We start from the raw sequence: 13,316 nt of genomic DNA, 5'->3' as shown, positions 1-13,316 counted from the left end.
CGACTAGGCGGAGCTTTTCTTTTTCGCTTCTTCTTCCTCAGCACGAATTTCTTCGTCCGTTTTGTAGACGAGCATCGGCTGAGCGCCTTCGTTGATCACGTTTTCATCGATCACAACTTCCTTCACATTGTTTTTTGAAGGAATGTCGTACATCACATCCAGCATCGCTGTTTCCAGAACTCCACGCAAGCCGCGGGCACCGGTTTTACGTTTCAAAGCCATCTGGGCCACGGCACGCAGGGCTTTTTCCGTAAATTTCAGTTCCACACCCTCAAAGCTGAAGAGCTTCTGGTACTGCTTCGTGATCGCGTTCTTCGGACGAACCAGGATGTCGAGCAAAGCTTCTTCATCCAATGGAGCCAGAACCGCAATCGCCGGCAAACGACCGATGAACTCTGGGATCAGACCGAATTTGGAAAGATCGTCCGGCTCCACTTTGGAAAGCAGATTCGCGCTCTTTTCAACTTCCTCGGATGTGCGGATGTCCGCCGCGATACCCATGGTTTTGTTCGTCGTTCTTTGTTCGATGATCTTATCCAGACCCACGAACGCACCACCCACGATGAAGAGGATGTTCGTCGTATCAACCTGGATGAATTCCTGCTGAGGATGCTTACGACCGCCCTTTGGAGGCAGGTTCGCCACAGTACCCTCAAGGATTTTCAGCAACGCCTGCTGCACACCCTCACCACTCACGTCACGCGTGATGGACGGGTTTTCAGACTTACGGGAGATCTTGTCGATCTCATCCACGTAGATCACGCCTTTTTGCGCTTTTTCCACGTCATAGTCAGAAGCCTGAAGCAGGTTCAACACCACGTTTTCAACGTCTTCACCGACATAACCGGCTTCCGTCAAAGTTGTCGCATCGGCCATCGCAAATGGCACATTCAGAACCTTGGCAATTGTCTGAGCCAACAAAGTCTTACCGGAACCTGTCGGACCGATCAGAAGGATGTTGGATTTTTGCATTTCAACGTCTGCGGATTTTTTACCCTGAGACATTGCATTCACACGCTTGTAGTGATTGTGAACCGCAACCGCCAGGGTTTTCTTGGCTTGCGTCTGACCAATCACATAGTCATCAAGATAAGTTTTGATATCGGAAGGTTTGGGAACTTTGAACGTGCCCTTAACTGCCGTCTCGCGCTCTTTTTCCTCGTCAATGATGTCATTGCAAAGATCGATACACTCGTCGCAGATGTAAACGCCAGGACCGGCGATCAATTTCTTGACCTCTTTTTGGCCCTTGCCACAGAAGCTGCATCTCAAAGCACCATTGGTATCTTTAGTAGTCATCGGCTCTTATCCTTTTTTTGCCTTACGGGATTCAACCACATGATCAAGCAAACCGAACTCTTTCGCCTGATAAGGATCCATGAAGTTATCGCGTTCCATGGCCGCTCTCAAGGTGTCATAGTCTCTGCCAGTGTGTGTCTCGTAGATGCGAGTCAATTTCTCTTTTGTCTTCACCAGTTCTTTGGCGTGGATTTCAATGTCCGTCACCTGACCGGATAGACCCCCGCCGGACAAAAGCGGCTGGTGAATCATGATACGAGTGTTCGGCAGACTGTAACGCATGCCCTTCGTACCCGCGGTCAGCAGCAACGAACCCATGCTCGCAGCCATACCCATACAATAGGTCGCCACGTCGCACTTTACGAACTGCATAAAGTCGTAGATCGCCAGACCCGCAGACACGCTGCCGCCTGGAGAGTTGATGTACAAATGAATCGGTTTTTCAGGATTGTCCACTTCAAGGAACAACATCTGGGCAATGATAGAGTTCGCCACCTCATCAGTAACGGCAGTACCAAGAATGATAATGCGGTCTTTTAGTAGTCGGGAGTAAATATCGTAAGATCTTTCACCCTTTGAGGTCTGCTCGATGACGTAAGGTATGAGGGCCACTGCTGTCTCCTGTGGTTGTGATTGAGGTGTCATACTGTGCTACCTATCGGAATACTATGGCAGGACTTTATCAAAAAGCCTTTGACCCCCAAAACTGCTGTGCTACATCTATTAACGCACAACAAAACCGAATAATATTAAGGGGTTTTTATGGCTTTCAACTTACTTAACAAAGACATCGACACACTGACCTGCCCGGCTTTGGTCGTGTTTTCCAAGTCTTCTTCTCAAAAAGACAAGCTCGCAAAAGTGACTCATTCTGAGCTTCACAAAGCTTTGCTGCCATCTTTGGAAGAAAAAACGATCTCCGGCAAGCATCAGGAAACTGTTGTTTTCCGTGAATTCAGCTTCAAAGGTTTCCGTCACGTAATCGTGGTGGGTCTTGGTAAAGAAAACGAAATCACTCACGAATCCGTTCGTCAATCCATGGCTTCTGCTTACGAGGCGATCAAGGCTTTGAACGTGACTGAAGCTGCCGTTCACTTCGACGGCATCACTGCTGGCAAAAAAGACGCTGCTGACTTTGCAAAAGCAACTGCAGAAGGTCTGATCCTGACTTCATACGTGTTCAACGAACTGATGTCCGGTAAAAAAGAAGCCAAAGAAATCAACGTTCACGTTGTTTCCAAGATGGGTAACGACAAAGCTGTGAAGGCTGCTTTCAACGAAGGCGCGATCCTGGGCTCTGTTGTGAACTTCTCCCGCCGTCTGGGCGATTTGCCAGGCAACCTGATGACTCCAACCATTCTTGCAGACTCTGCAGTTGAAGGTGCCAAAGGCATCGCCAACCTGAAAGTGACTGTTTGGGATAAAGCGCGCATCAAAAAAGAGAAAATGGGCGGCCTTCTGGGCGTTTCCAACGGTTCTGACCAGGAACCACGTTTCATTATCATGGAATACAAAGGCGCAGCCGCTTCCAAAAAGCCGGTTTGCTTCGTGGGTAAAGGCCTGACCTTTGACTGCGGTGGTATCTCCATTAAGCCAGGTGCTGGCATGGAAGAGATGAAATACGACATGTGCGGTGGCGCGAACGTTATCGGCACATTGCTGGCGATCGCAAAATTGAAACTGAAAGTGAACGCTGTCGGCCTTGTTGCTTCCACTGAAAACCTGATCAATGGTTCTGCGACAAAACCAGGCGATGTGCACACAGCTCGCAATGGTAAAACATTCGAAGTGAACAACACAGACGCTGAAGGTCGTTTGATCCTTGCAGACGCTCTTTCTTACGCAACTGAACTGCAACCACAAATGATCGTGGATGCAGCGACTTTGACGGGTGCGATGGTTATCGCGTTGGGTAACACTCACACGGGTTACTTCACTCGCAACTCTGCTTTGAAAACGAAAGTTGAAAAAGCGGCTGCTGAATCCGGCGAATGGGTTTGGAACATGCCTTTGACAGACTTCCATGTGAAAGACATGAAGGGCACTTATGCTGACCTTTCCAACATCTCTTCCGGCAAAGGTGCAGGTTCTGCAACAGCCGCTGCCTTCCTTGAGCAGTTCGTGGGCGAAGGCATCCCTTGGGCGCACTTCGATATCGCGGGCACTGGCTGGGCTGTGGGCAACCGTTTGCCTTATTGCCCTAAGAAAGGCGCTTCCGGCGCGATGATCCGTACCTTCGTTGAAATCGCGAAGCAGTACACATAGTTTTTCAGGCACAATCTGAGAGCTTTCATCCCCTCCAGCCCTGGCTGCGAGGGGATTTTTTTTGTCACCACTGACTGAATCCGCGACATCCCCTCTTTTTTATCCCGTTCACTCGTCTGCGCCAAATCCTCTAAAATGGGCTCCCATGGCCCCGTACCCGGCTTTTTTGGTAATGCCTGACTGGCAAGGGCTTTGCTCTTTAGGGGCTATCAACCAAAAAGGATAGATTATGAAAAAACCGGTACTTTCCCTGATGGCTCTTTTGGCCTTTTCTTCAACCTCTCTGGCCGATGTGAACTCTTACCTGCGTGAGCTGCAGGAAACAGAAAAGATGATCAAAACCACGGTGGCTATCCAGTACACCTGCGACAAGAACTTCGGCTTTGTGACCTTCGCCAAAGACAAGTTCACCATGAACTATGGCAATATGATCCACATGAAAAAAGGATCTTACTCAGGAAAACTGATTTCTTCCGGTCGCACCGACAAGCAGACCTTTACAAAACAAGAAATGAGCGCTTTGGAGTTCATGCCTGAATATCTGAAAGGGGTTCGGTCCAACTCTAATGACGGCCTGGAAGATGTGATCATCACCATGGAAAAAGAAGTTTCTAGTGCTGTGGATCGCGACAATTCCGTGATTGCCAGCAAGGAACTGACAGAAGAAGTGAAAATGAAAGGTCGTCTGACCCACATCGATCATCGCACCGGCACGGTGGAAGCCGAAGACTGCGATCTGGTGATTCATAAATGTGAAGGTGTGATGTGTGCGACCCGCGTGGTTCTGGCGCACTATAATAAAGCCAAAGCGTTCAAAGCCATCACGATGGACGGAATTGAACACTCTGCGGTTTCAGGAAAATAATCCTGCAATCCGCCGATGACGAAGCAGATTACCAGCTAAAGACGACCGGGTGGCCCAGAGTTTTGGCCACCTCGTCGCTTTCCACGACCAGCGCCTCAGAAGCGCTTTCATTGACCAGTTTCACGGACTTCAACAACCATGTGCGCGGCCATTCTTCCGGCAGATTCGTAAAACGCACGGTCACTTTCGGACCTTCATTGAACTGAAACTCCCCGTCGCCCGGATGCTCGCCCAGAATTTTTTGAACAGGGACATACAAGGCGTTGATGCGGGACATGTCGGAAGAAACATCACAACGACCTTCGACTTCCATCTGAGGCTTGTCACCGCCGATAGAAACACCCTCGGCCTCAAAGCTCAGGAAGACTTTCTGGAATTCCTGACAAGCCAGTTTTTTGCTGCCGCTTTCATCGATAAAGACAAAGTGTCCCAGTCCGATGCCAGCCCCTTGAGTGTTTTTTCTGATTTCCAAACCCGCCAGCAGTCTTTGACGGACAGCCTCTTGCAGTTGTTCACCACGCAGGTGAGAGAAGTCGAAGTTGTTTCTGACGGCCGCGGGATCACGGTTGATTTGATATTCGTCAGTGTTGGATTTTAAGAAAGCAAAGCCTGCCACAAAACACACGGTGAACAGACCGACCACTCCGTAGAATTTTCTCATATTTGCGATCCCTCTTTTGTTTAGGATAGCACGGCGTTTTTCCGACATATCCTACTTTGTGAGTGGCTGGCCGTAGGTCGCAGGATTTGCCTACCAAGGTCGAGATGAAATTCTCGTAAGATTACCTGAAATATTTTCCGGTGTTCCGGGGCTGGAACACTTGTCATCCCCTTAAAACACGGTAATTACCAATCTGATTTTACCTCTATTTTCCCTCTGGGTTTTTCCCCTTTTAGTCTCTGAAAAAGCATGCAATAAACCCAATCCTTATGAATAAGACGTCCGAATTTCTATTAAACGAGTATCAAAGACGACGCTCTTCAGCGCCTCAACTGACCAATGCCCAATTCGCCAAGATTCTGGGCATTCCATCCAGCCGCCTCAGTGACTATATCAACGGCCGCCGGATCATGACCATGTCCGTGGGGAAACAGGTTATCAAGGGCCTGGGTATGGGTGAAAATGACTTCATTCATTTGAAAAACCTGATCGAATTCGACAAACGCAAAGTCAAAACTCTGCTGCCGGAAGTTCAACTTAAAGAAGACGAATTCGGTGTTATCTGCGACTGGTACCACTTTGCAATTCTGGCACTGGTGCCAGTAAAAACATTCCAGCCCAACGCCAACTGGATTGCCGACCGCCTGAACATCCCGGTTGAAGTCGCCCAGGCCGCCATTGAACGCCTGTGCCGTCTGGGTCTTTTGCAGATCGAAGACGGAAAATTCATCGTCACTCACAAACAACTGGAAACCAGCCACAACATCCCTTCTGAATCCCTGCGCCGCTCTCACAAACAATCTCTGGTTCAGGTTCTGGACAACATGGACCGCGTGCCGCTGGATTTGCGTGATGTGACTTCGATCACATTCCCAATGAACCGCAAGAAAATCCCTGAAGCAAAACGCCTGATCAGAAACTTCCGCCGCAAAATGGCCACCCTGATGACTCAGGGACCAAAAACGGATGTTTACAATCTGAACGTGCAACTGTTCCCGGTAACGAAGGTGCAAAAATGAGATTCAGCCAACTAGTCGTCACATCCCTGCTGTCCCTGATCGCGGTGTCTGCTCACGCCAACAACTGGTATGACCGTGGCAACGCCGGCTTTGCCCTGTTCTGCACCGGCAAAGCGCCGATCGTGCTGGATCTTTACGAAGTCACCACTCGTGATCTGGGTGTCGTGAAATACTCCAAGGCTGACACGGCTGTGGATAAAGCCGTGGATCTTGCTTCCCGCCTGGAAGTTGTGGATCCGGCTCGCATGCGCCAGTACCAAGAAAGCGCTTTGGACTTCATGAACTCGGCGCAGTTTGTGACTGATCTGGGAATTCGCCAGACTCCGGACCTGGGCCTGGTGACAGTGCCGCAGGACTGCGCTCTTGAGCAGGTCATCTTCCAAAGAAATCCGTCCATTCTGAACAAAGCCCGCTACGTGGTAAACGCCAACTTGTGGAATCAACTTGATGCCGACAATCAGGCCGCTTTGATCCTTCACGAGGCTATCTACCGCGAAGTCATAAACAGCCCTGCAAATGAGATGTTCTCTGAACGCGTGCGCATCTTCAACGGCGTTATTCATGCCCAGCACGTGCGCAGCCTTCTGAAAAAAGATTATCTGAAAATGCTGCAGGAACTGCATCTGACCACTTACGAGGAAAACGGCCTGAAGCTTTCTTTGGGATACACCACGCCGGAAGGTTTCTGGACGAATTCCGAATTGTTCATAGATCAATTGGGCCGCATTCTGTCCGGCTCCCTTTCTGCCAACCAGTACTTCGGTCACGGCGGCATGGAATACGCTTGTGTCGACAGCAAAGTGGCCGAAATGGGCCGTGTGACCCTGGATGAAGGAAACATCCGTACCTTGCGAGTGAACGCTGACTTTGCCCGTGAGGGGGCCTGCAACCTGCCTATGCTGATCATTCCGGAAAGCAACGGATACGCTGTGTTTGGCAATCTGTGGTTCTTTGACCGTGCCAAAAATGTGATTCGCGTTGATGGGACTGTAAACAAGAAAACTGAGCTGAACTACAAAGGCGTCACCTACGAACTGGTTCCGGATCTGTTCAAAACAGGCGTTTACAACACGACGTTCACATTCGACAAAAAAATGAACCTGACCGAAGTGGGCTTGGGGGGCACCCCTTGCATGAACGACGACGGCAACGTTCAGTTTATCCAGAACCTTGCCAATGGTGACGGCACCGTGGCCATTTCCGCCTCTGGAAATCCACAGTCACTTCCCGCCTGTCGCTAGTCTGACTTCGGTACGACAAAAGAAAAAGGCCCACTCTTTTCAGAGGGGCCTTTTTTGTTTTTCAGAGAATCAAACTATTGCTTGCCGCAACCAACCGGTGTGTAGCCCTTAAAGACCGCACCCATTTCCTGCGCCTCCATGGCAATCGCCAAAAGACCCAATTTAGCAGTCCAGCCGTACACGTTTTCCTGCGGGCAGCCCGGAGTATTGATTGCCAGGTCTGACACACACAAACGCTTATAAACCGCTCCCGGACTGTTCAGGCTTTCGGTGGAGCTTTTCTCGGCATGCGTGCGCAGGAAGCCCCCAACAAGCTCGCAGCCCACCATATAGATCACCGGCTCGGCGCTGGCCCCGTCGGCTTCCACGATGGAAGGAATGCCTTCCTGGATGATAACTTCTTCCACATCACGACCGCCCTTGGCCGCTTTCATTTTTTTGCGGGACTTGTAAGACCAGGCTTTCACTTCTTCGCCCGAACCCACGCGAATCACCGCCAAACCATAAGTGCCGGCATTGTTTTTCACAAACACGAAGGGCTCTTGGTTGATGCCGCGTTTTTTATAGTCTTCACGCAGACGCGCGAGCATCTGATCGACTTTTTCCGCCAAGGCATTGCGGCTGTTTTCGTCTCCGATATCGAAGTGTTCAAACAGTTCGGTTTCAACTCTGAGCAGGAACGGGTCGATTTGGGCCACTTCCGCAAATTCGCTGGCCAACTGGTTGTAATATTTGAAGTATGTGCTTTTCTTGCGCTGATACCAGCCAAGCTCCCTTGGTGGATTCATCGGGAATTCGCTCATGGTCGGCGCCCATTCCTCGTAAGCTTCAGAAAAGTCGTTGTTACTGATGATCAGATCCGGAGTGAAGCTTTTCAAAAGCTCTCCACCCTTCAAGGCGGAATGAACGATCACTTCGTTGCCAGCAGAACTGGTCAGTTTCAAGGGCTCTGGCAGATCGCGAGGGATCGCGACCTTCACCACGCGACCGGTGGCTTCAATCAGCTTGCGGATGGTGTGAACGTTTTCCCAGTAAAAAGCGTTGTTGGTATGCTCTTCGGTCACCAGCATGATGTTCTTGATGCCAGCGCCATAGTGTTTGGTGAGGTACTTGTCGACCAGAGCCGGCGCTGACTCTTTGTCGGTTGGGCAGATATTGTTAAAGCCTGCCGGAAAAATATTCGCATCCACATTGGAAATCTTGTAGCCCGAATCACGGATGTCATAGCTGGAATAGATCGGGTAAGACATGTTTGCGGTTTTGGAAGCAAACCAGGCACAGATCTCGTTCATGTTGGCGAGGGTTTGTTTGTGCAGAATAAGTTTCGCCATAGTATCTCCTTAAGGCCAAAGCGACAGAAATTACAGATTAGGATCTTCCGAGGGAACCACTTTGGGAGGAAGAGGTATAGTGGCTTTCTCTTCAGCAGGCAAGAGCGAGTCGGCTTTGACTCGACCGGACCTGCGCAGACTGTTCAGTCGCTGGGATTCCTCGGTCAACCCCATGACTTCATCGTTGGTATATACAATATCCTCAGTTTTCTTTCTTACATCAGCCAGAAACGCGAAGAATTCTGTTTCATGAGAATTCATTTTCTGACCCGTGGGTGGCCGGTACAATTCGGCCTGGTCAATCAAACCCAAAAGTTCGGCACCCAAAGCAGACTGCAAGCGACGCTGCTCACGCTGGGATTCCACCACGGTGAACAGATCTCGGTAGGTTTCCTGCAAACGGGTTTTTGCCCGAGTGGACCAGTTCGTGTCATTCAAACGCACAGCGCGGAACAAATAAATCTGCACCAGCTTCTGTCCGCGCACGAAGGCTGAAAAGTTCTGAACACCCAGCTGATTGGTGGAAACTCCACCCATCTGCACATAAGTTTTTGCCAGCCACTCTTTCGGAAGTTCGGTGCCTTTTTCCGCCTGAACTTTTTCAATTCCACGCTCGGCCTCGTTCAAATACGCCACGGCGTCGTCTTCTCGATCCTGACGACCATAAACGATGGCCAGACGGGCTGGAATTTCTGCAAGTGCAGTTTCAAGCGGCAGATACTGACCCAGTTTCTTTGCATCCAGCAAGGTTGAAACCGTGCGCAGATCATCACCTTGGGCCTCATAAGCAAAAGACATCCGATACAGAGCCTGGGCAGCAATTTCGGGCTGATAGTTGCGCGTTTTCACTGTGATGTCGCGATAAAGCTCCAAAGCCTCCTGCCAGCGCTCAAGACCGGCCAAAGACTGCGCTTCCCCAAGGCGGGCCGCCTGCAAGAAGGTGGACTGGGGATGCAGGCCCTGAAATTCCTTATACAGAATCAATGACTGATCAAAGCTTCCGTTGTTCAGAACTTTTTCCGCATTGGTGATCTGCGCAAGCTCGGTGGCTCGCACCGCTTGAGTTTCATCCGGCTGACTTCGTTGACCCAGCAAGGAACATCCTGAAAGCAGAACCAGGGCGGCGGACAGAATCAGTCTCATGCTTTCTTTTCTCCTTCGACGATCAGGGCGCTGAGCTCTTCAAGCCCCCCGAGGTCGGAAATATCCTTCACCAGATCAGGGATGCGGAAGATGCGGGCCTGATTCTTCATGCCCGACTCAAACTGCTGATACAGTTGATCCCTTTGATTGTAGTAGGACCTCATCTGAGAATACAACTTCACAAGATCCTCATGACCTTTTCCAACCTCTTGAGCCGAACGGAGGTCCAGCCAGTAAGGGAAGACCCGGTTCAAAACCACCGTTCCGAGATGGTAGCCGCCTTTATTGATTTCCCTTGAGAAATACTCTGCTTCCTTCAGCTTGGCCTGATCAAAGGCCGTCACCAGACAAAACTGCGTGGTAGGCGCCACCAGCATTCGGTGCACATCAATAGTGCGGGCCTGAAGTTTTCCCTGCCACTGTTCAATATTGATGAAAAAGTCACCCAGTTCACGAATGAAGTTCGAGCCAGTCAATGACTCCAGAACTTTCAAAACCTGACGGGTTCCGGTCTGCAACAGGTGACCGAAGAAGCCCCCTTTTTTTCCTTCCGGATCGCGGAACCACTTCGCCACGCCTTCATTGAACAAGGCTGAAAGCTTTTGGGGAGCATTCAAAAAATCAATCGCATGCTTTGTCGGCGGCGTATCCAGCACGATCAGGTCAAACTGCCCGGATTCGTAACAAGAATACAGTTTTTCCAACGCTGTGAACTCTTGTGATCCGCTAAGATTGGTTGAAAGCTGCTTGTACAGACTGTTGTTGAAAATCTTCTGTGCGGATTCGGTCTTTTTTGCCGCGCGGGCCACGAAGTCATCAAAAGTTTTCTTATGATCAATCACCGAGGCATAAAGTTCGCCCTTGAAATTCTGTCCCGGAACTTTGGTGATGTCTTTGGTGCCTTCGATCCCCAGGGTTTGCGCCAGACGCTTCGCCGGATCGATGGTCAGTACCAAGACGCGTTTGCCTTCCTGGGCTGCAAGCACGGCCAATGATGCTGCAATCGTGGTCTTCCCGACGCCGCCACTTCCCACGCAGACTAAAACTTTGGTGTCTTTAAACAGGCTCACTTCAACACCTCCGCCGCTTTTTCCACCAGGGCCCAAGCGCTGGATTCAAAATACAAAGGCACGCGTGTGACCTGCGAACTTAAACCTTGCGCCTGATGCCACATCTGATTCTGGCGGCGAATGTGACCGTCCAGATACTCGGCAAATTTTGAAAGATCGGAATTTTCCGCCTGCACTTCCTGCAGAGTCTGCTCGGACACCGGGGCTTCGATCATCTTGTTCATGATCAACTCTGCGGTGACACCGAATTCATTTTTCAATCGCGCGATCAGTTCGGAGGCTTCTTTCAGCGGAAGCTCTTCCGGAAGCGTGATCACGTGGTACTTGCAGATTTCAGGATTGCGAATATGAGCATCAATGCTGCGGCTTTGCTCCCCCATCGGACCAAACTGCACCGCCTCGGCCATGCCCTTTGGGGCTTCAAGCAAAGCAATGAAGTGCCCCGTGGCGAAGGCATCCACCACGATGCAATCAAACGGCAGCGGCGGACCGTGTTTGCGGGGGCCGCTGGTGACTTTTCCCAAGATCGCAAGTTCCGGCAGTGCCGGAGCTACGTTGATAAAGGCCTTCATCACAGCATTTTCAAAGAAGAGCTTCGCCAGACTTTCCACCTTGATGAAATGGCGGGCGTATTCCTGTAAACAGGCCTCCCCCGTCCAAAGCGCAAGGGAAAGGTTGGGCCTGATCGAAACTGGCTGGAATCCAACTTGGGGTAAATTAAAGAAATCCTTAAAGAAACTTTGATCTCCAAGCTCGACAAGGAGGGTGTTTTTACCCTCTTGGCTCTTTTTAAGCGCCAGGGATGCGGCTAAAACCGACTTCCCCACGCCCCCTTTTCCGGTCACAAAGTGAATCTCTTGCTTCATAGGTTCTAAGAGTGTCGCTGACCTCTGATTTATAGGCATTACGCATAGCATTACAGTTGCCTAAAGTCGGCCCGTCTTTTAGTATCCACCAGTTTATAACGCGTTGGCGTAATCTAGGAGAAATAGACATGAAATCAAACGTAGAAAAGGTCTCTAACCTTTCCAGAAAGTTGAACATCGAAGTTCCTGCTGCGGCAGTTCAGACAGCTTTCCAAAAGATCTTCAATGGCATCCAAAAAGAAGTGACCATCAAAGGCTTCCGCAAAGGTAAAGCTCCTTTGGCGACTGTAAAAAGCCTTTACGGTGACCGTGTAAAACAAGACGTGGTTCAGGATCTTATCCAGAAGCACTACGCTGAAGCATTGAATGAGCACAAGCTTGAGCCAATCAGCTACCCAGAATTCGAATTTGCAGATCCAACAGAGAACAAAGACTTCTCTTTCTCTGCAGCATTCGATGTTCGTCCAGAGATCACTCTGAAAAAATACGAAGGCCTGGAAGTTGAAAAAGAAAAAGCTGAATTCGATCCAAAGAAGATCGATCAGGTTCTTGAAAACATCCGTGCTTCCCGCGCAACTTTCGAAGTTGTTGCTGAAGACCGCGCCGTAAAAATGGGCGATATCGCTGTTATCAACTTTGAAGGTTTCATGGGCGGCCAGCCTCTTGAAAACGGTTCCGGCACAGATCACCACCTTGAACTGGGCGCGAAACAATTCATCGAAGGTTTCGAAGACGGTATCGTGGGCATGAAAAAAGGCGAGACTAAAACTCTTTCTTTGAAATTCCCGGATCCATACCACTCTGCAGAGCTTGCTGGTAAACCAGTTGAGTTCAAAGTGACTTTGAACCAGATCAAAGCCAAAGTTTTACCGGAACTGACTAACGAATTCCTGGCGACTCTGGGCGGTCCTTCTGATCTAGAGACTTTGAAAAAGTCCATCCAGGAAGACCTTGAGCAAACTGAAACCAAACGCATCGAAGACGCTTTCAAAAACCGTCTTTTGAAAACTTTGGTTAAAGAAAACCCGGTTGAAGTTCCTCCATCTTTGATGAAAGAACAAAAAGCGTCTTTGGTTGAAGACTTCAAAAAACGCATGTCTGAACAAGGCATGGGTCCAGATGACTTCGCTTCTTACGTTGAAAAATGGGATGGCGATTTCGAAAAGACGGCTGCTGAAATGATTCAGTCTTCTTTCCTGGTTGATGCTATTGCCAAGAAACATGATTTGTTCTGCAAAAAAGAAGACTTGGATGCTAAATTTGCTGAGTACGCTCAACAAACTGGTATCGAAGAATCCCGCATCAAGGAATTCTACGGTCGTCCAGAGCAGGCTTCCCGCCTGACTTACATGCTGACTGAAGAGAAAGTGATCGCTTTCCTGAACAAGTCCGTGAAAGTAAAAGAAGTTCCAGCGGGTTCTTTGAAAGAAGAAAACCACTAGTCTGCTGAACTTCAGAACTGAAGTTTAAAACTTCCAAAGCCCGTCAGGCTGATTCTTGACGGGCTTTTTTTATTCCCGAACCGGCAAACACTTTAGTCCAGCCCGGCTTTGTCC

Annotated in this window: 12 protein-coding genes; 5 read left to right on the top strand and 7 right to left on the bottom strand. The window is 49.8% G+C overall.

Annotated features, from left to right (window positions below; genetic code table 11):
* Positions 1-3 precede the first annotated feature (3 nt).
* Positions 4-1,299 carry an ATP-dependent Clp protease ATP-binding subunit ClpX gene (clpX, locus tag B9G79_RS00920; protein ID WP_088563881.1) on the bottom strand — a complete coding sequence of 432 codons (1,296 nt, stop codon included), beginning with the start codon at positions 1,297-1,299 and terminating at the stop codon, positions 4-6.
* Between the two features lie 6 nt (positions 1,300-1,305).
* Positions 1,306-1,944: an ATP-dependent Clp protease proteolytic subunit gene (locus tag B9G79_RS00915; protein WP_011166059.1), complete on the bottom strand. Its 639-nt coding sequence runs from the start codon at positions 1,942-1,944 to the stop codon at positions 1,306-1,308.
* A 117-nt stretch (positions 1,945-2,061) separates the two neighbouring features.
* On the opposite strand from B9G79_RS00915, the gene B9G79_RS00910 reads away from it, so the two are divergent.
* Together B9G79_RS00910 and B9G79_RS00905 are read left to right on the top strand one after the other, a co-directional pair.
* Entirely contained in the window at positions 2,062-3,564 is a 1,503-nt protein-coding gene (locus B9G79_RS00910; protein ID WP_088563880.1) for a leucyl aminopeptidase, read from the top strand.
* 229 nt (positions 3,565-3,793) lie between these two features.
* Positions 3,794-4,429, top strand: coding sequence for a hypothetical protein (locus B9G79_RS00905; RefSeq protein WP_088563879.1), 636 nt, complete (start codon positions 3,794-3,796; stop codon positions 4,427-4,429).
* A gap of 28 nt (positions 4,430-4,457) precedes the next feature.
* Here the strand turns inward: B9G79_RS00905 and B9G79_RS00900 are convergent, their stop codons facing one another.
* Positions 4,458-5,090, bottom strand: coding sequence for a hypothetical protein (locus B9G79_RS00900; RefSeq protein WP_232468957.1), 633 nt, complete (start codon positions 5,088-5,090; stop codon positions 4,458-4,460).
* Between the two features lie 269 nt (positions 5,091-5,359).
* Here B9G79_RS00900 and B9G79_RS00895 point away from each other — a divergent pair, with 269 nt between their 5' ends.
* Both B9G79_RS00895 and B9G79_RS00890 read left to right on the top strand, forming a co-directional pair.
* On the top strand, positions 5,360-6,109 hold the full coding sequence (locus B9G79_RS00895) for a TIGR02147 family protein (RefSeq protein ID WP_011166063.1): 750 nt from the start codon (positions 5,360-5,362) through the stop codon (positions 6,107-6,109).
* Positions 6,106-7,350 carry a hypothetical protein gene (locus B9G79_RS00890; RefSeq protein WP_088563878.1) on the top strand — a complete coding sequence of 415 codons (1,245 nt, stop codon included), beginning with the start codon at positions 6,106-6,108 and terminating at the stop codon, positions 7,348-7,350. The genes B9G79_RS00895 and B9G79_RS00890 overlap by 4 nt, the downstream gene beginning before the upstream one ends.
* A 74-nt stretch (positions 7,351-7,424) precedes the next feature.
* Here B9G79_RS00890 and gshA read toward each other — a convergent pair whose 3' ends face one another.
* The 4 genes from gshA to B9G79_RS00870 are packed head-to-tail and all read right to left on the bottom strand — an operon-like array spanning position 7,425 to position 11,760.
* Positions 7,425-8,681, bottom strand: coding sequence for a glutamate--cysteine ligase (gene gshA / locus B9G79_RS00885; RefSeq protein WP_088563877.1), 1,257 nt, complete (start codon positions 8,679-8,681; stop codon positions 7,425-7,427).
* 30 nt (positions 8,682-8,711) lie between these two features.
* Positions 8,712-9,824 carry a tetratricopeptide repeat protein gene (locus B9G79_RS00880; RefSeq protein WP_088563876.1) on the bottom strand — a complete coding sequence of 371 codons (1,113 nt, stop codon included), beginning with the start codon at positions 9,822-9,824 and terminating at the stop codon, positions 8,712-8,714.
* Positions 9,821-10,894: an ArsA family ATPase gene (locus B9G79_RS00875; RefSeq protein ID WP_088563875.1), complete on the bottom strand. Its 1,074-nt coding sequence runs from the start codon at positions 10,892-10,894 to the stop codon at positions 9,821-9,823. The genes B9G79_RS00880 and B9G79_RS00875 overlap by 4 nt, the downstream gene beginning before the upstream one ends.
* Entirely contained in the window at positions 10,891-11,760 is an 870-nt protein-coding gene (locus tag B9G79_RS00870) for an ArsA family ATPase (RefSeq protein WP_232468956.1), read from the bottom strand. Before B9G79_RS00870 ends, B9G79_RS00875 begins: the two co-directional genes overlap by 4 nt.
* Before the next feature lie 128 nt (positions 11,761-11,888).
* On the opposite strand from B9G79_RS00870, the gene tig reads away from it, so the two are divergent.
* Entirely contained in the window at positions 11,889-13,202 is a 1,314-nt protein-coding gene (gene tig, locus B9G79_RS00865; protein WP_088563873.1) for a trigger factor, read from the top strand.
* Positions 13,203-13,316: the final 114 nt, after the last annotated feature.

Source organism: Bdellovibrio bacteriovorus, assembly GCF_002208115.1.
In the GTDB taxonomy this organism is placed as follows: domain Bacteria; phylum Bdellovibrionota; class Bdellovibrionia; order Bdellovibrionales; family Bdellovibrionaceae; genus Bdellovibrio; species Bdellovibrio bacteriovorus_C.
Note: the sequence above shows the minus strand (reverse complement) of the source record. Positions and strands in the feature narration are given on the sequence as shown.